Origin of the sequence: Nostoc sp. FACHB-110, from assembly GCF_014697425.1 — a bacterium.
GTDB lineage: Bacteria > Cyanobacteriota > Cyanobacteriia > Cyanobacteriales > Nostocaceae > Nostoc_B.
Genome location: NZ_JACJRU010000026.1, coordinates 48,938 through 66,218 on the forward strand (window position 1 = coordinate 48,938; position 17,281 = coordinate 66,218).

Here is a 17,281-nt window from a genome sequence, read left to right on the forward strand (position 1 = left end):
TAAACTCCTGAGTTAGTTATGGGGAATAGCTTCATCAAGCTTTTGAATTAAATATTTATAAGGGGTATCGTTATATTCATCACTATGGAGATAATAATTGACTAGAAATTGAAATTCCCAGTCGTGTTCAATTTCCGATTTTAAGGTAGACAAAAATTCATAAATTTGCTCTGGTTCTGTATTGCGGAATATTTCAATAGTTTGTTCGACAGTTTGTTCAAAAAATGTTCTGTGAAGCTTTTGCCGATAAGCCAGACTATCTGCGCCACTATTAATATAGGCAGCGTGTTGTTGTAGGCTTTGGAAAAAATATTGCATTGACCAAGTACCCGCAGCAGCCGAGTCATTTTTTGATTTCAACGCATGAATATATTCCCAGCAAATTTGAGCCGCTTCACTACAAAGCTTTTGAAAATCACCTGGTGATTCTCGCAGTAAGCCAATAACTAATAGTCTCCTTGTGACTCCATCTTTAATAATTGTTTTATCACGCGTAAAAATAGATGTTTTTGTCAATTCAGTATTTAATTTAAAACTATCATCTCCAAAAGGTAACTGAAATCTGCGAATAGCTTCTTTTAATATCCATGTGCTATTTAATATAGGAAAAATACTCAATTTCTCAATCGATTCGTAAAGAGCATGATTTTCTCTGGTTAAAGTTTCTCTAATCTGGTCTCGACATTTTTTGAGGCTTTTTTCCCATAATTCATCGCCATAACTGTCTAAAATCCAATTAACAGGATAACCACCACTGCGATAAACTTTGAGTGCTTCGGCTATACCGCCTGGATGTCCACCAGTTAAATACAGTAAGTGACTTGCCAATAAAGCCAGACTTTCAGATGTCATATCTATTGGCTGAAGATATTTTGTGGCTGTATCTTGAATCACTTCCCAATTGAAAGGCGAGAGGATGAGTTTAGGAAAAATTCGGTCTAAAGGAATATCAATTAAGCAGCGAGCCGCAATCACCACCCGAAATCGGCGCGAATTTTCTTTAAAAAATTGTAATTCTTTTAAAGAGTCTTGAATTCTCCAGACAAAATCCTTAAAATTTTCAAAAATTTTGTTGAAACTTTCTTTTCTGGGCGCACAACCATCGAGATCAATGAGCAGAACAATACCTTTTTTACCCTGAGATTGCCATTTAAACCAATTTCTTCGCAAAACTAACTCTAAACGCTCACTCACATTTGATTGATTACCTAATTGTGGCGCAATTTGAAAACAATTGATTAATCTTTCTTCTAAGTCTTGAATATTTTCATAACAAGAAATAGAAGCATAAGCACAGCACCATTGCAATTCCTGAAATCGTTTGTGGATCTGTTTGAGAAATTCCGTTTTTCCGTAACCTTCGGGAGCAGTCACCAGACGATAAGGAGGAGAATTTATTGCGGTAATTTCTGTAATGGCTGCATCCCGATTAGTAAAGGGAATTTTATCAATTTCACCTGGTTCTAGAGATTCTTGACTAAGTTGGTTTAATGCTGATTCTGCTTGTTGGATTTCATCAAATTTATCGCTCAATTGCCTTTGTAATTTATTTTTTTCTACTGCATCCAGTGTTGTTAATATTTGTTTACTCAGAGTTTCGATTTCTGAGGTTAAATTCTTAATTATTTGTTCGAGATGATGCCTGCGTAAATCTGAAGAATTTGTCATAGCATTTAGATAGTAAATTAATGACTTATGGCATTCAGTTCGCTTTCTACGCGTTCAAGTTCTTGCAATATGCTATTAATTTGGCGTTGGATGATATTGCGATCGCCTGCATTGAGTGTATAATTAAGCTGATTATAAGCTGCTTCATAATCACTCATCAAAACGTCAAAGCGTTGTTGCAAAGTTTTCAACTTGAGTTGTTGTACCCTGCTAGGTATATTTTGGGTATGGGTATTGGCTGAAGTTGACAAAGCTATTTCATTCCAGGCGGCAAACAATACATCCGTCGGAATCATAAAAGCAGTTTTGCTATTTTCTCGCTGATTTTCTGCTGCTACCGCCATACCAACTACTCCCTTGAGAGTTTCATCCCAGATAGGCGCACCGCTAAAACCTGGTTCTATGCTGTAGCCAGTCACCTTGACATCTTCGAGTTGCACCCATCGGTTTCCTTGGCTGTCTCGCAATATACCCGTAGCCCAAACGCCATCATTGTGTCCGTAGGGAAAACCAAATATGCGAAAAGGATGCGCCCAAATATGATGAGCTTTGATGAAATTAACTGGTTGTACTTGTGGCGGTAATTGCGACTCAATTTGTAATCCCGCAATATCTTCAGGTGTATAAGTTGATATATTACTAACAACAGGTTGCCAAAAAATCACTTTAGATTTTAATTTTTGTCCTGGCGCAATTAAGGGAAAATCTAAATAAATCTCATCATGAGGAACTTCAACGATATTTTCTGGTAAAGATAAAGCAGAGGTCACAACATGAGCGCAAGTCAAAATATAATTATTAGTTTGCCCAGCTACTAAAAAACCTGCCCCAACCACCGCACCACTACTATGAAAAATGCGGGCGATCGCTGATCTAAAAGTTTGAATATAATTATCTGTACTTGCTGTCATAATTTACTATCCCTTGTCTTGCTTCCATTTCAAGGTAATTTCATAGTTTGCTTCCCCACCGACAGTAGTAAAAATTGCTCCTGCTGCTGCATTTAATTTAATCCCAAACTTCACTTCTATCTCATCAGCAGGTGTATTCAAACGACTCAGTTTTGAAATAATTTCTGAAGCTACAGGCTGTATTTGCTCTAATACTTCATCAAATTTCTTTTTAGCTTCAACAACCATTTGCCCCGTATCTGGTCTGGCAGCACGTACAAGCGCATTATTATTTTCTGATTCATCAATTTCAACTAAAAACTTTGTGCCATTTTCGAGTAAAAACTCGGCGATTTGTTTTCTGTTCATAATCAAACTTTGCAGTATATAAGTATAAATATTTGTAGTTATAAAAAAGCAACAAACAGTACCAAAAAATGTATTTCACAATCCTGGGATGCAAGAGAAGCGAGTATTTTTATCAGCACTTTTAAGTCAGGATGTAATAATTTTAAAACTTAATTAAAATTGCTTAACATAGTTTTATTTTTTCCACCAAATTACTGATTGAAAGTTAATAGCTGATAACATTTCCGATTTGGCTGAGGTACAAATCTCTTAGCGTAGCTTGTGATAAGCCGAATGCGCGTCTACATACATCTGTGGTTAATTATTTTTTGTACCTCATTGAAGTAAAAACCCCTACATTATGTTAATAATCAATAAAGTTAGCAACAATTTTTTACATACTCTGGTTTTTTGTGGTCGGGTAATACCAACCACATCAAACTGTTGACCATTTAGAAGTAGCCCAAAACCAATCATGAATTTGATTGGCGAGCTATGGCAATTTATGAAGTTTTTCCTAAAATCATCTACTTCATTCTGCCTAAATGCTATGTAATAGATTTAACAAGTATTATAATCCTTGATCTATCAAATATATGTATAGTTTTGCTGCAACTCGTAATTTTACTGAGATTAAATAAAAAACTCATGAAATAGGGCTAAGGATACAGGTATTTCTCTACCCCTACATCCTTAACCCTTGATACAGTTTATTGATGAAGATACAACTGATAGCAAAGAAAAAGTTACACAGCAGAACTTACTCTTGTCACCTTTTGTGCGCTAGAATTCCATATCAATTCTCTTTTCCAGATATTGACCAATCATTAACTGTTCGCCCGCGCGGGAAATAATGGTTTGTCTGGTGCGATATTTATTACCAATTAACTTTAATTCTTCCTCAAATACTGAACCGTTGTACTCAGTTCGCAAATATAAAGTTTTAGGGTTAGGGAAATAATACTCGGCGGTGACTGGCTTGGATGTGGCAAAACCGCGATCGCGGTATACATTATTTCCTAATACACCAAATATTGTGGAACCTTGAGATTCTTGCCTACCTTTTAGTATATCTGTACTACTCCATAAAACTTCTGCGCCACAAATCAAAGTTACTGTGTCAGGTAAGTTATGTAGTTGCGCCAGTTTTTGCAATTGAGCGCATTCTTTTTCCAAAAACCGGATAGTAATCAAACTCTCCATTTCCTTCGTTTCCCCTTGAGGGAGAGTGTAGTAGCGTCTTTCTGAACGCCATTGACCAGAGGATTCTCGGAAAAATTCTGTAATTTGTGCTTCGTTGGCAGTTAGAGTCAGTCTTAGCGGTGATGTCACGCGTTATTGTCCTCGCTTATGCTAGAAATAGCAGTTTCCCTTATACTACATGGTGACAAAAGACAATTACGGTTTAGAATTTTTAATATTTCTCATAAATTGAGAATTACAGATTCCTTTGTGAGGGTGTTTGCTAAGATATATTATGTATAGTTAGTAAAACTAAATATTATTAACTAAGGCTGGCAAATAAAAATACTAAGACTAGCCTTTTACCTTGTATTTGGATTCTCAATTCTAGTATTTTGGTGATCAATCAAAGTCATCAAAAAAAATAATGCAATCTATTTAATGCAACCATCAACAGTATTTTGCTTATGCAGAAATCAAATCAGCAGATTTCTCGACATTTATAGAGAAAAAATAGTAAATCATGACCCAAAAACCACCCAGAGTGGATTGTCACCAAATTTTCTAACTAAAGTCATATTTACAAAATTACTTGGTAATGACTAGCTGTTATTTTCGATAAAACTTCTTTGATTCTAGAAAAATAAATGATTTGCAACGGCAAAATACCGCAAAAATCAATTCAGCAGCCAACCTATATCAACCCAAACCAGGTAATGTCTACACAGAATAACTTTTCTACCCAAAAGAAAGCTGAAAACCGCAAAACTAATTGCGAATATTTTCAGAAATCCCGCTTAAAACCTGTACAACTAATGATTTTTTTGTTAGCTACAGGATTATTAACAATAAGTTGCGGCTCTTTACCGAAAGAAGCAGCTGAAGCCCAGTCAAAAAATCGAGCGGGAGAGCGGAATAGTGCCACACCAGTAGATGTGGCGATCGCTCGAACAGATATATTAGAAAAACAGCCAGAATATACAGGTACAACAATTCCCTTCCGTACCGTATCATTGCGATCGCAAGTAGAAGCACGGTTATTATCTTTAAGCGTAGATGTCGGTGATAGCCTACGTAGAGGACAAAACATCGGCCAGTTAGATGATGCGTTGCTGTTAACAGATTTAAAACAAGCCGAAGCCGAACTCGCAGCCCAAAAATCAGAAGTAGCCAGAGCTTTAACCCAAGTCAGTAACGCCCGTGCAGAAGTAGAAAGACTGCGCTTACAACTGGTGCAAGCACAAGCCGATTCTGAAAGACAACAAAGATTATACAAAGAAGGTGCGATCGCCGAGCAAACAGCCGAACAAGCACGCACCCAAGCCCAAACAGCCGCCCAAGCCTTGCGGGCAGCTAATGAGCAAGTCCGTACAGAACAACAAGCCGTCGCCGCCGCCCAAGGCAGAGTTCTGGCACAACAAGCCGTCGTCGCCCAAGCCAAAGAACGACGCTCTTACTCCCGACTAATTTCCCCCATCAGTGGCGTAGTTACCAGCAAAGTTACAGAACCGGGCAACCTGTTGCAAGCAGGCTCTGAAGTTATTCAAATTGGTGACTTTAGCCGCGTCAAAGTCGTAGTCCAGGTTTCGGAATTAGAACTAGCAAAAATTAAACCAGGGCAATCAGTACAAGTACGGTTAGATGCCTTTGCTGACAAAACATTAACAGGTAGAGTTACACGCATCTCTCCCGCCGCCGATGCTACGGCTCGCCTCATCCCTGTAGAAGTCGAAATTCCCAACACTGGCAATAATATCGGTAGCGGACTTCTAGCCAGAGTTAATTTTGAAAACCAAACACAACCGCGAGTCGTCGTCGCCCAAACTGCCATTCAAACCCAAGCCAATAATCAGCAAAATCAGACAAATGGCACTGTATTTGTAGTTTCAGACAGTCAAAATCAGCCAAAAGTGACAGCACGTACTGTCACCTTGGGCAAAAAAGCTGATAGCAAAGTCGAAATCTTATCTGGTTTGCAACCTGGAGAACGCTACGTAGTACGTAGTGGTAGACCGTTAAAAGATGGCAACCCTGTACGCTTATCGATTCTCTCAGAAACAACAGAATCGAATTCTACACCCCGTGGAACCAGAAATTAACATCTTAGAAACTGACGTATAAAAACTAACAATCAAGTAATTGATTCAGGATGCAGGGGTATAAGTATTCACAACCATTAATCCCCGACACCCAATCTCAATCATCAATCTTGATGCGTAAGTGTTTGTTCAGGTTGAATTTGGAGCGCAGTCATCATGCAGCAAGTCCAGAAAAGCGGCGGATTTAGTATTAGTGCCATCTCAATTCGCCAACATATCGGTACGCTCATGCTTACCCTAGCGGTAATCGTTATGGGTGTATTCTTTATCATTAAACTTCCAGTAGATTTACTACCATCAATTACCTACCCCCGGATTGGGGTACGCTTAGAAGCACCTGGAATTTCCCCAGAAGTGGCAATTGATGAAGTCACTAAGCCTTTAGAAGAAGCCTTTTCCGCTACCGAAGGTGTAGTACAAGTATTTTCCCAAACCCGTGAGGGGCAAGTTAGTTTAGATTTATACTTTCAACCGGGCGGTAATATTGACCAAGCTTTAAATGATGCGACAGCAGCCTTTAACCGCGCCAGAGGGACTTTACCAGACACCATAGAAGAACCACGCATATTTAAAGTAGATCCTTCCCAGTTACCTGTTTATGAAATGGCGTTAACTTCACCAACTTTGCAAGGTGTTGATTTACGCGTTTTTGCCGAAGAAGAACTCGCCCGTGAACTAGGTGTTGTTCCTGGGGTAGCTGGGGTAGATGTATCAGGAGGAGTACCCGAAGAAGTCAGAGTCAATATAGATTTAAACCGTCTGCAAGCTTTGGGTGTAGGTTTAACAGATGTTTTAGATGAATTAAGAGACCGCAACCAAGATATTTCCGGTGGTCGAATTTTAGGGCAGAATTCTGAACCTTTAACTCGGACTGTGGGCAGGTTTCGCAGTGCAGAAGAATTGCGTGATTTATCCTTTGAAGTATCTGCGGCTAATACGAGCAATACTCAGTCAACAGTTCCGCGTCGCCGCGTTTATCTGCGAGACTTTGCCGAAGTCATAGACGGCTCAGAATTACAAAGGGTTTTCGTTTCTTTGAATGGTGAACCAGCCGTCAAAGTCAGTATTCAAAAACAACCAGATGCTAATACTATCAACGTCGTTGATGGTGTAAGAAAACGTGTAGAAGAACTGCGTCAGTCTGGTGTGATTCCTGAAGGAACCGTGATTACTGCGACTTTGGATGAATCACGGTTTATCCGTAATTCTATATCTAATGTTACTAGTTCTGGGTTAATTGGGACATTACTCGCAGCGATCGCAGTTCTCCTATTCCTAGGTTCCATCAGACAAACTTTGATCATTGTCCTCGCTATACCTTTAGCCAGCCTCGCCGCAATTATCTTGATGGGTTTGTTTGGCTTATCCCTGAACGTTTTTAGTTTGGGTGGTTTAGCCTTGGGTGTGGGTATTGTGGTGGATAACTCCATCGTTATGTTAGAAAACATTGCCGAAGGTGTGGGTATGACACCAGGCAAAAGTAACCGAAGCAAATTAAACCAGCAACAATTAATCAATCAATCAGAACAAAGTAGCCGCGAAGTAGAATCAGCCTTAGTAGCTTCAACCAGTACCAACTTAGTCGCAGTATTGCCATTTTTGCTGATTGGTGGGTTTATCGCCCTGCTATTTAATGAATTAATTTTGACAATTAGCTTTTCCGTCGCAGCTTCGATTTTAATTGCTGTTACCGTTGTGCCGATGATGGCATCTCGAATGCTGGGATGGAAATTTTCGAGCCGTTTGAGTGAATTTTGGCTACTCAAAGAATTTAATCGCCGCTTTGATGCTGCTACCAGAGGATATGGCGGCTTTTTAAGTATGATATTACGCTGGCGGATCATTACAGTTGCGATCGCCCTCCTTTTATTTGGTGGCGGTAGTTTGTGGATGGCTCCCCAAATTCCCCAAGAAATCCTCCCTAGAATTAATACCGGACAAGCTAACTTAAACGCTCAGTTTCCTCCAGGAACACCTTTGGAAACTAACCTCAAAGTCATGAATGCGGTAGATGAAATTCTTCGCAACCAACCAGAAACAGAATATATCTTTTCTACCTCTGGCGGAGCCTTATTTGGTAATACCACCAACGCCAACCCTTTACGCGGTACTAGCAACATTACCCTCAAATCTGGTACAGATGTTGAGGCTTACGTGGAAAGAGTCACCCAAGAACTTGACAAATTAAACTTAGCCGGAATTCGCCTGCGCCTTTCCCCTGGGCAAGTACGAGGTTTAATTCTCAATAACTCCCCTGTACGTGGTGCGGACGTTGACGTAATTCTCCAAGGTAACAACCCAAACACCTTACAACAAGCTGGTCGTCAAGTCTTAGCCGCCTTAGAAGAACAAGCCACCCTCGCCCGATTTCGTCCCGATGCTGATGAGCGCCAACCAGAAATTCAAATTCTGCCAGACTGGGAGCGTGTTGCCGCCTTGGGTTTAACTACTACAGACATTGGCGATACTATTCAAACTGCCTTAGAAGGTAGCGTTCCCACCCAATTACAACGCGGCAACCGCTTAGTAGATGTCCGCGTCAAGTTAAATGAAACAGATGTGCAAACCCCATCTCAGTTAGAAAGATTGCCGTTGTTTGTCGATAATAATCATCAAGTCCGCTTAAGTGATGTTGCCAAAATTGTCGAAGGACAAGCACCCGGAGAAATTCAGCGCATCAACCAGCGTCAAGTTGTCATCTTAGCTGGGAATTTAACCGAGGGTGCAAGTTTAAGCCAAGCCATAGAACAGGTCAGAGGCGTAATTAATAATCTTGATTTACCAGAAGGTGTGAGCGTTTTACCTAGTGCCGCCGCCGAATCAAATCAACAACTCCAAAGTTCGCTGCAACTATTAGGTGGATTAGCAACATTTCTAGTATTTGTCGTCATGGCAGTGCAGTACAATTCCCTCATCGACCCTTTAGTAATTATGTTTACCATTCCCTTAGCATTAGCTGGGGGGATTTTCGGTCTGTATATTACTAAAACTGCGATTGGTGCTACCGTCATTGTCGGTGCAGTTTTGCTAGTAGGTATTGTCGTGAACAATGCCATCATCATGGTCGAGTTAGCCAACCAACTTCGAGAAAGAGACAATATCGACCGCAAAACAGCAATTTTACAAGCTGCACCTCAACGCTTAAGACCTGTACTCATGACTACTATTACCACAGTGTTAGGGATGTTTCCCTTAGCATTGGGAATTGGCGAAGGATCTGAATTTTTGCAGCCCTTGGGTGTAGTTGTGTTTTCTGGCTTATCCTTAGCAACTGTACTAACACTGTTTATTATTCCGTGTTTTTACACACTGCTGCACGATATTTTAGATTTCGGTTGGCTCAAGCCAATACTCAACAAGTTTGATAAGTGGAAGAAAAGATATTACTAACATCAGGTGGCAATTACATCAAACTCTTGTAGGGTGGACATGTTGTCCGCCCATTTGATGCAATAGCAATTCTATGAGCAGCTGCACTGTATAAATCTTCTAGAGACGTTATCTACAAAGTCTTTCAAACAACCGATTAATTCAATGCAACACAAATTTACGAACATGAGAATTTTGTGATGGAGAACGCCGTAAAAAAATAGCAGATATCAAAAGTCGCCATGCTTTTGGCGAAAAGATAGCTTTATCTAACATTGACAGAAAGTTGGACAAATTTTTCTGCTTTAGGGCGACAAAAGCCCAATGAAGCTTTAAATAATTCTTGATATCTTTTAACTTTGGGATATGTTGACGATATTTTTCGTTAACCAAAGCGTAAATTTTTTCTTTAATCAAAATATTAGTATCTAAGCGTTTAGCAACCGCGAACTTATAATTATAAGCTCCTGACCAAATAGTCCGGTAAGCTAAACATTGATTAATAAAAATTGCATCACCAAATTGAGCAATTCTCAGCCAAGAATCTATATCATCACAATTAGCATCAAGTTGAGAATCCCAACCACCTGTTTGACAAAAAGCATCGCGCTGACAAGCTACTTGCACAGGTGTCCCAAAAGGTAATAATTCCAACAGCATTCCGTAATGAATGTCTGCTTGGGGAACATAAAAAGCTGAACCTGGGCCAAGTTGAGGTGTGCGATGAAGTTCCACTTCATGTTCATCCACCTGCGCCGCAATACAAGAGCAAATCACAGCATTTGGATGAAGCGCGATCGCCTTCATCATTTCTTCGATACAATTAGCCGCTAAATAGTCGTCATCATCTAAAAATTTCACCCAGTCACCACTGGCTTTCTCTACACCTGCATTTACCGTTGCTGCATGACCTTGATTAGTTTCATTGCGATGGTAAACTACTGCATCACCTAAACTCGCTACATAAGCTGCTGTCTCATCAGAAGAACAATCATCAGCGACAATCACCTCGCAAGGAATTGTCTGATTAAGTACCGAATCAACTGCTCTACGTAGTAAGCTGACGCGGTTATAAGTAGTGATAACAACACTAAATTTCATAAAAATCACAGCCGTAGTCAAGCTGTAAGTAATATACCTTCCATTTTCAATGACTTATACTAATTCTCCGTAAAGATCCACTTGATTTTTTAAACAAATCCTTTTATGCCAACTGCGGATGAAATTTTTATTCAGGATAATAAAAATTCTATATTGTTTCATAACAGTAGACTGAAAGCCGATTCTCGATTTATTATGGATGATTGTGAGTTTTTAAAGCAGATAGGCGGCTATGAACGCTCAAGAGATCATCCGCTCCATTGAAGCGGAACAGCTAAAATCAAATTTGCCCGATATTTATATCGGCGATACTGTCAAAGTCGGTGTCAAAATCAAAGAAGGCGATAAATACCGCGTACAACCCTACGAAGGCGTTGTCATTGCCAAGCGCAACGGCGGTATTAACGAAACTATTACCGTTCGCCGTGTATTCCAAGGGGTAGGTGTAGAGCGAGTGTTCTTATTACACTCTCCGCGCATCGACAGCATTAAAGTGGTACGTCGTGGTAAAGTACGTCGTGCTAAACTTTACTACCTGCGCGATCGCGTTGGTAAAGCCACCCGGATCAAGCAACGCTTTGATCGTCCTTTGTAATTTTTGGCTCAGGGTATGAGAGAAATCTCAATTAACAAGCGGCTTTTGCCGCTAAGTTGATCCCTCGACAAAAATCATGTACAATCAAAATCGCAATTGCGTTAAACTAGATAAAAGTTCAGCGCAATCACCGAATCCAAACCAACCTGTGCGCTCTTAGTTCAGTTGGTAGAACGCAGGTCTCCAAAACCTGATGTCGGGGGTTCAAGTCCTCCAGGGCGCGCTCGCAAGCAAAAACAAAACCCGAAACAATAGCACTTCTATCTACCGTAGTTAGTGCTGATGATTTCGGGTATACTTGTTTTATACATTAGAGAATTTTTGCTGCAAGTCAGCAGGCTGGAATCAAAGCTGTAAACCTGAGGTTACACTCAACAGGATATAGCTGTACAAGAAACGGGGGGATAAACAGTGGCTAAAAAAAATGAAGCTGAAATGCCAGAAAACACTGGCGGTCTAAACATCCAAAACTTTTTTCAAGGTACAAAAGAAGAACTTGAAAAAGTAGTTTGGCCAAGTCGCAGACAGCTAGTGAGCGAATCAGCAGCCGTGTTGTTAATGGTGACTCTCTCCGCATCTCTGATTTATTTGGTGGATGGATTGTTTGCTTGGGCAGCAAAACAGGTGTTCTGATGACTTTTGCAACAGACGACCCACTTAACTCAAATTTGCAGTCAGAGGAAACAGCAGAAGCAGCGCTCAAAGAAGCGCGGTGGTATGCAGTGCAAGTAGCCTCCGGCTGTGAAAAACGCGTCAAAACAAACTTGGAACAACGCATCCAAACCTTTGACGTTGCCGACAAAATCATTCAAGTCGAAATTCCACATACGCCAGCAGTCAAAATTCGGAAAGATGGCAGTCGCCAGCATACAGAAGAAAAAGTTTTTCCTGGTTATGTGCTAGTCAGAATGGTGATGAATGATGATACATGGCAGGTAGTTCGTAACACCTCTCATGTGATCAACTTCGTAGGCGCAGAACAAAAACGTGGCAGTGCCAAAGGTCGTGGTCACGTTAAACCAGTACCTCTGAGTTACTCAGAAGTAGAGCGGATATTCAAGCAAACCACCGAACAAGAGCCAGTCGTCAAAATTGACATGGCTACAGGTGATAAAATTATCGTGCTTTCTGGCCCATTTAAGGACTTTGAAGGCGAGGTGATTGAAGTCAGTCCAGAGCGTAGCAAACTTAAAGCCTTGCTCTCGATTTTTGGCCGAGATACACCCGTTGAATTGGAATTCAATCAGGTAGAAAAACAGAGCTAAATACAAATGGCGAAAAAAGTAGTAGCGGTCATTAAATTGGCCCTGAATGCTGGAAAAGCCAACCCAGCACCACCAGTTGGCCCGGCATTGGGTCAACATGGTGTGAACATCATGATGTTCTGCAAAGAGTACAACGCCAAAACAGCCGACCAAGCTGGTATGGTTATCCCAGTAGAAATCTCCGTTTATGAAGACCGGAGTTTTACATTTGTACTCAAAACCCCACCAGCATCAGTATTGATTCGCAAAGCCGCGAAAATCGAAAGAGGTTCCAATGAACCCAACAAAAAGAAAGTCGGTTCAATTACCAAAGCGCAATTGCGAGAAATTGCCCAAACCAAATTACCAGACCTCAACGCCAACGACATAGACGCGGCAATGAACATTGTGGCCGGAACCGCTAAAAACATGGGCGTTACCATTACTGAATAGTACAAGCAGGCAGGAGGCAGGGGTCAGAAGGAAAGAATATAACTTCGCACTCAGCACTCAGCACGCTGCTCAACGCCCCGCTACTGCTAACAGCACTCAGCACTTAAAAAACTATCGGGGGAGAAGCCCAGCTTCGCCAATGACCCCAGGAGAAAAAAATGACAAAAAAAGTATCGCGTCGCTTGCGGGAACTGCAAGCAAAAATAGAGGACAGGGAATACGCACCCCTAGACGCTTTAGCACTACTAAAAGAAACAGCAACAGCTAAATTCCCCGAAGCTGCCGAAGCACATATCCGGTTGGGAATTGACCCGAAATATACAGACCAACAATTGCGGACAACGGTAGCACTACCCAAAGGTACAGGACAAATTGTCCGGGTAGCAGTTATCGCCAGAGGTGAAAAAGTCACAGAAGCAACTAACGCTGGTGCTGATATTGTTGGTTCGGAAGAATTGATTGACGAAATCCAAAAAGGCATGATGGATTTCGATAAACTAATTGCTACGCCAGATGTCATGCCACAGGTAGCGAAACTAGGTAAATTACTAGGCCCTCGTGGTTTGATGCCATCACCCAAAGGTGGTACAGTCACATTTGACATTGCAAGTGCGATCGCCGAATTCAAAGCTGGTAAATTAGAATTCCGGGCTGACCGTACAGGTATTGTTCATGTTATGTTTGGTAAGGCAGGTTTCTCCCCAGAAGATTTGTTAGTAAACTTGAAGGCGTTGCAAGAAACAATTGACCGTAACCGTCCTTCAGGCGCAAAAGGCCGCTATTGGCGCAGCTTCTATGTGTCTGCTACTATGGGGCCTGCAATTAAAGTTGACATCACAGCTTTACGGGATTTAAAACTGACTGAAGCTGCATAAGAAATGGGAATAGGGTTGAGGGAGTAGGAGAGCAAAAGCCTACTCCCAACTCGCCACTTCCCCAAAAACTAAATAGTTCAAACCGGAGACAGCAGGTGCGAATAGCTTAATGTCCTGCCGAGGTAAAAACTCTCATTACCTGAAGTACTACCCAAAAGGTGTAGGCGCTACAGCGTCAAGAGTTTTGCTGCGAACCCCGGTTAAAAAAACTGGGGTTTATTGTTTTTGGTTGTTCAGAACTACAACACACAAGCAGGGAAATCGCTGATTTTGCCCTTGGAGGTGAAACAAGATGGGTAGAACGTTAGAAAACAAACAAGAAATAGTAGCTGACCTCAAACAATCTTTGAGTGAGTCAACTTTAGCACTGGTAATTGAATACCAAGGGCTAACAGTTGCCGAAATCACAGATTTACGGAGGCGGCTGCGTCCGACTGGTACTACTTGTAAGGTAACAAAAAATACCTTAATGGGTATTGCCATTCAAGAAGACGAAAAATGGCAACCACTATCTGAGTTGCTCAAAGGTTCTTCCGCCTTTTTATTAGTCAAAGAAGATTTCTCCTCAGCAATTAAGGCTTACCAAGACTTCCAAAAAGCCACCAAAAAAACCGAAATGCGTGGCGGTGTTATGGAAGGCCGTCTGCTGAAAGACTCTGATGTCAAGGCTTTAGGAGACTTGCCATCCAAAGAACAACTCATGGGTCAAATTGCTGGAGCTATCAACGCACTGGCTACCAAAATTGCTGTGGGTATCAACGAAGTTCCTGGTGGCTTGGCTCGTGCTTTGCAAGCTGTGGCTGAACAAGAACAAGGAAGCGCGGCTGAATAAAGTATGAAGTATGAAGTATGAAGTGTGAAATAAGCCAAATATCAAAAAAATGGTTTATTTACTGAGTTTTTCATTCTTTAGACTTCTTTAGTCAAGAGTCAATAGTCAGTGGTAATGACGAATGACAAATGACAAATCACCCATAACTAATCAAACATTACGGAGTTACATCAATGTCTGCTACAACCGATAACATTTTAGAACAGTTGAAATCCTTGACCTTGCTAGAAGCTGCTGAATTAGTTAAGCAAATTGAAGAAGCTTTTGGCGTAAGTGCTGCTGCTCCCGTTGGTGTAGCTGTTGCTGCTCCTGCTGCGGCTGCTGCTGAACCTGTTGAAGAAAAAACCGAGTTCGACGTAATTCTAGAATCTGTTCCTGCTGATAAGAAGATTGCCGTACTGAAGATTGTCCGGGAATTGACTGGTCTAGGCTTGAAAGAAGCGAAAGACTTGGTAGAAGCTGCTCCTAAGCCAATTAAAGAAGCAATTGCTAAAGAAGCAGCTGAAGATGCTAAGAAACGGATTGAAGAAGCTGGCGGTAAAGTTACCATTAAGTAATTACAATTTCATTTTAGTTGTGAATTAAGGAGCCTCATCCAGGCTCTTTTTTTGTATTACATTAATCTGAAAAACTATACTTACCACTCAAGTTTTTTCTAAATTAGCAACTGCTAAAAAAGCTACTTTGGCTGCGGCTTGTTCTGCGGCTTTGATAGAGCGTCCTTTACCTTCGCCAAGTTTTTTGTCGTGTAACCATACCTCAGCCATAAATCGCTCTTGGTTGCGGTTGGGTTGATTAATTTCTTCAACTCGGTACTCTGGTAAAACTTTAAATTGGGCTTGAGTCCATTCTTGCAAAGCAGCTTTGTAGTTGAGTCTTGCAGGATCGAGACGAATTTCTGCTGCAAGTTGCTGAAAGTGGGGATCTAGCCAAGGGCGAATGAGTTCTAAATTATTGGTGCTGAGGTAAAGCGCACCCAAAACAGCTTCAAAAGCATCTGCTAGGCGTGATTCTTGACCGACTTTATCACTAGTGGCACTGCCAGCAACTAATAGATATAACTCTAAACCATATTCTCTAGCTAATTGAGCGAGAATGCGATCGCTCACTAATACCGAACGAATTGCAGCAAAATCCCCAACTTGGCAATCTGGATATTTTTCCCACAATACAACCGCCGCCGCCAAGCGCACTACCGCATCACCGACAAACTCCAGTTGTTCATAATTGGCTGACTCCGATACTGTAGCGTGAGTCAACGCTAAATCTAAAAGTTGCCACTTAATGGGCGCATCTAGCGGCAAACCTAACTTTCTTACTAAGCTTTCGAGTTGTCTCTGACGACGGGGATAAACAAGAGTCATTAGTCAATGGTCAAGAGTCAATAGTCATTAAAAAAGAACACAAAACAAATAATTCATGATCAAAAAGGAGAGAGAGTTGGTAGTAAGCCGGGTTCTGTTATCTATGTAAAAAATTTTACATGATGGCGGTTATCTATCTGGGACGCTTGTTACCAAACGCCTCTAGCGGCTCTCATGAACGGAACTGGTAAAAGACCAACCATAGTTCCTCTGGCCTTGCTCCCAACCGGGGTTTACCGAGCCAGCACCTCTCGATGCTGCTGGTGCGCTCTTACCGCACCTTTGCACCCTTACCATTTTCAGTTATCAGTTATCAGTTATCAGGTTGTTATTGTTTACTGATAACTGTTCACTGTTCACTGAAGATGGCGGTATCTTTCTGTGGCACTATCCTCACGATTGCTCGCACTGGACGTTATCCAGCAAGTTTGGTCTTTCGGGGGCCCGGACTTTCCTCAAAACTGGCAAAATTACAGTTCTGCAACCGCCTACGCCTACTCTCTCCCTAGTTCCAGTGTAATCTTGGATGGCATAATGTGTCTGATTTAAGTTATTTCTTCTTTTTATTCCACGGTAAAGCGTAAGTCCAAGGTAATTTCTTGATTATGAATGGGCAATCGATGAGATGCGTGGGTGGAATGTTGACACCGGGAGCTATGCCGACCCGAAAATCCGATACTCTTAACACTAGCTGTAATGAAAACTCCAACTCTTTGCCCCGATTCATAAAATCGTTGTAAAGTTTCTTTTGCGGTGGGCCACCATTTTTTAATCCACCGATGTTGACTATAGGCTTTTTCGCTGAATATGTGCCTGCTGTTGCATCAAACTCCAAGACATCTTCGGCTGTCACCTTTTCGGTAATACTTTTTTTAGGTGTCACTAAGGTAGGAGTTTGTGGTATTGCTAAGTCACGGGTTAAAGATGGTGAAAGTCGAATTACACGCCGGGACTGTTTATTGTACTCTAATGTACAGTTTTCCCAATCGACATATACAGCCAAATTATCTGATTTATTTTCAATAGTTACTTGTAATTCTTTGACATCATCTAAGGAGTAAGAAGAATTCAGTTTAAAAGAAATTCCTATTTGGTCTTGCAGATTTTGTTCTGTGGAATCTTCAGTGAATTTGGCTCCTTTAAATTCATATTTGACTTTATCATCAATGGATTCAATCATCCGATTGAAGGTATAAGATACACCGATAATATAAAGCGTCAACACTACCAAATTTTGGTCGTTACTTCCTCTCATCATAGG

General features: G+C 41.2%; 16 protein-coding genes, 1 tRNA gene, 1 other RNA gene and 1 other annotated feature. Of the genes, 10 read left to right on the top strand and 8 right to left on the bottom strand.

Features of this window, described 5'->3' with window-relative positions:
- Positions 1–12: 12 nt before the first annotated feature.
- The 4 genes from H6G69_RS21495 to H6G69_RS21510 all read right to left on the bottom strand — a co-directional run bounded on the left by H6G69_RS21495 (position 13) and on the right by H6G69_RS21510 (position 4,238).
- Positions 13–1,668, bottom strand: coding sequence for a hypothetical protein (locus H6G69_RS21495; protein WP_190691156.1), 1,656 nt, complete (start codon positions 1,666–1,668; stop codon positions 13–15).
- A gap of 17 nt (positions 1,669–1,685) precedes the next feature.
- Positions 1,686–2,579: a trypsin-like peptidase domain-containing protein gene (locus H6G69_RS21500; protein ID WP_190691157.1), complete on the bottom strand. Its 894-nt coding sequence runs from the start codon at positions 2,577–2,579 to the stop codon at positions 1,686–1,688.
- A 6-nt stretch (positions 2,580–2,585) separates the two neighbouring features.
- Positions 2,586–2,927, bottom strand: a complete 342-nt coding sequence (locus H6G69_RS21505) for a CU044_2847 family protein (RefSeq protein WP_190691158.1) — start codon at positions 2,925–2,927, stop codon at positions 2,586–2,588.
- A 762-nt stretch (positions 2,928–3,689) separates the two neighbouring features.
- Entirely contained in the window at positions 3,690–4,238 is a 549-nt protein-coding gene (locus H6G69_RS21510; RefSeq protein WP_190691159.1) for a phycobiliprotein lyase, read from the bottom strand.
- Between the two features lie 497 nt (positions 4,239–4,735).
- Between H6G69_RS21510 and H6G69_RS21515 the strand changes: the two genes are divergently transcribed.
- Together H6G69_RS21515 and H6G69_RS21520 are read left to right on the top strand one after the other, a co-directional pair.
- The gene (locus H6G69_RS21515) at positions 4,736–6,187 is read left to right on the top strand and encodes an efflux RND transporter periplasmic adaptor subunit (protein WP_190691160.1); all 1,452 of its coding nucleotides are present in this window, start codon (positions 4,736–4,738) and stop codon (positions 6,185–6,187) included.
- A 156-nt stretch (positions 6,188–6,343) separates the two neighbouring features.
- Positions 6,344–9,577, top strand: coding sequence for an efflux RND transporter permease subunit (locus H6G69_RS21520; RefSeq protein ID WP_190691161.1), 3,234 nt, complete (start codon positions 6,344–6,346; stop codon positions 9,575–9,577).
- A 141-nt stretch (positions 9,578–9,718) separates the two neighbouring features.
- Here the strand turns inward: H6G69_RS21520 and H6G69_RS21525 are convergent, their stop codons facing one another.
- Positions 9,719–10,657, bottom strand: coding sequence for a glycosyltransferase family 2 protein (locus H6G69_RS21525; RefSeq protein ID WP_190691162.1), 939 nt, complete (start codon positions 10,655–10,657; stop codon positions 9,719–9,721).
- A 232-nt stretch (positions 10,658–10,889) separates the two neighbouring features.
- On the opposite strand from H6G69_RS21525, the gene rplS reads away from it, so the two are divergent.
- The 8 genes from rplS (at position 10,890) to rplL (ending at position 15,213) form a co-directional block, all read left to right on the top strand.
- Positions 10,890–11,252 carry a 50S ribosomal protein L19 gene (rplS, locus tag H6G69_RS21530; RefSeq protein ID WP_190691163.1) on the top strand — a complete coding sequence of 121 codons (363 nt, stop codon included), beginning with the start codon at positions 10,890–10,892 and terminating at the stop codon, positions 11,250–11,252.
- Positions 11,253–11,402: 150 nt separating this feature from the next.
- Positions 11,403–11,475: transfer RNA gene (locus H6G69_RS21535), tRNA-Trp, on the top strand.
- A 188-nt stretch (positions 11,476–11,663) separates the two neighbouring features.
- The gene (gene secE / locus H6G69_RS21540) at positions 11,664–11,885 is read left to right on the top strand and encodes a preprotein translocase subunit SecE (protein ID WP_062290310.1); all 222 of its coding nucleotides are present in this window, start codon (positions 11,664–11,666) and stop codon (positions 11,883–11,885) included.
- Positions 11,885–12,517, top strand: a complete 633-nt coding sequence (gene nusG / locus H6G69_RS21545) for a transcription termination/antitermination protein NusG (protein ID WP_190691164.1) — start codon at positions 11,885–11,887, stop codon at positions 12,515–12,517. Before secE ends, nusG begins: the two co-directional genes overlap by 1 nt.
- Before the next feature lie 6 nt (positions 12,518–12,523).
- Complete coding sequence (rplK, locus tag H6G69_RS21550; RefSeq protein WP_190589092.1) at positions 12,524–12,949, top strand: 50S ribosomal protein L11; 426 nt, start codon at positions 12,524–12,526, stop codon at positions 12,947–12,949.
- A 158-nt stretch (positions 12,950–13,107) separates the two neighbouring features.
- A complete protein-coding gene (rplA, locus tag H6G69_RS21555) occupies positions 13,108–13,824 on the top strand; it encodes a 50S ribosomal protein L1 (RefSeq protein ID WP_190691165.1) in 717 nt (238 codons plus the stop codon).
- Between the two features lie 64 nt (positions 13,825–13,888).
- Positions 13,889–14,054 (top strand) — a sequence feature (ribosomal protein L10 leader region).
- Between the two features lie 62 nt (positions 14,055–14,116).
- Complete coding sequence (gene rplJ, locus H6G69_RS21560) at positions 14,117–14,656, top strand: 50S ribosomal protein L10 (RefSeq protein WP_190691166.1); 540 nt, start codon at positions 14,117–14,119, stop codon at positions 14,654–14,656.
- 173 nt (positions 14,657–14,829) lie between these two features.
- A complete protein-coding gene (rplL, locus tag H6G69_RS21565; RefSeq protein WP_190691167.1) occupies positions 14,830–15,213 on the top strand; it encodes a 50S ribosomal protein L7/L12 in 384 nt (127 codons plus the stop codon).
- An 87-nt stretch (positions 15,214–15,300) separates the two neighbouring features.
- Here the strand turns inward: rplL and rnc are convergent, their stop codons facing one another.
- From rnc to H6G69_RS21580, 3 genes are all read right to left on the bottom strand, one after another.
- Positions 15,301–16,020: a ribonuclease III gene (rnc, locus tag H6G69_RS21570; protein WP_190691168.1), complete on the bottom strand. Its 720-nt coding sequence runs from the start codon at positions 16,018–16,020 to the stop codon at positions 15,301–15,303.
- A gap of 67 nt (positions 16,021–16,087) precedes the next feature.
- An RNA gene (gene rnpB / locus H6G69_RS21575) (RNase P RNA component class A) lies at positions 16,088–16,522 on the bottom strand.
- 48 nt (positions 16,523–16,570) lie between these two features.
- The gene (locus tag H6G69_RS21580; RefSeq protein ID WP_190691200.1) at positions 16,571–17,275 is read right to left on the bottom strand and encodes a hypothetical protein; all 705 of its coding nucleotides are present in this window, start codon (positions 17,273–17,275) and stop codon (positions 16,571–16,573) included.
- Positions 17,276–17,281: the final 6 nt, after the last annotated feature.

What these genes read in the sequence shown, in the direction of transcription:
- H6G69_RS21525 (WP_190691162.1), bottom strand. Translation starts at nt 10,657, where the DNA reads ATGAAATTTAGTGTTGTTATCACTACTTATAACCGCGTCAGCTTACTA.
- H6G69_RS21500 (WP_190691157.1), bottom strand. Translation starts at nt 2,579, where the DNA reads ATGACAGCAAGTACAGATAATTATATTCAAACTTTTAGATCAGCGATC.
- rplJ (WP_190691166.1), top strand. Translation starts at nt 14,117, where the DNA reads ATGGGTAGAACGTTAGAAAACAAACAAGAAATAGTAGCTGACCTCAAA.
- H6G69_RS21515 (WP_190691160.1), top strand. Translation starts at nt 4,736, where the DNA reads ATGATTTGCAACGGCAAAATACCGCAAAAATCAATTCAGCAGCCAACC.
- H6G69_RS21580 (WP_190691200.1), bottom strand. Translation starts at nt 17,275, where the DNA reads ATGAGAGGAAGTAACGACCAAAATTTGGTAGTGTTGACGCTTTATATT.
- H6G69_RS21505 (WP_190691158.1), bottom strand. Translation starts at nt 2,927, where the DNA reads ATGAACAGAAAACAAATCGCCGAGTTTTTACTCGAAAATGGCACAAAG.
- rnc (WP_190691168.1), bottom strand. Translation starts at nt 16,020, where the DNA reads ATGACTCTTGTTTATCCCCGTCGTCAGAGACAACTCGAAAGCTTAGTA.
- H6G69_RS21495 (WP_190691156.1), bottom strand. Translation starts at nt 1,668, where the DNA reads ATGACAAATTCTTCAGATTTACGCAGGCATCATCTCGAACAAATAATT.
- rplS (WP_190691163.1), top strand. Translation starts at nt 10,890, where the DNA reads ATGAACGCTCAAGAGATCATCCGCTCCATTGAAGCGGAACAGCTAAAA.
- rplL (WP_190691167.1), top strand. Translation starts at nt 14,830, where the DNA reads ATGTCTGCTACAACCGATAACATTTTAGAACAGTTGAAATCCTTGACC.
- H6G69_RS21520 (WP_190691161.1), top strand. Translation starts at nt 6,344, where the DNA reads ATGCAGCAAGTCCAGAAAAGCGGCGGATTTAGTATTAGTGCCATCTCA.
- rplK (WP_190589092.1), top strand. Translation starts at nt 12,524, where the DNA reads ATGGCGAAAAAAGTAGTAGCGGTCATTAAATTGGCCCTGAATGCTGGA.
- nusG (WP_190691164.1), top strand. Translation starts at nt 11,885, where the DNA reads ATGACTTTTGCAACAGACGACCCACTTAACTCAAATTTGCAGTCAGAG.
- rplA (WP_190691165.1), top strand. Translation starts at nt 13,108, where the DNA reads ATGACAAAAAAAGTATCGCGTCGCTTGCGGGAACTGCAAGCAAAAATA.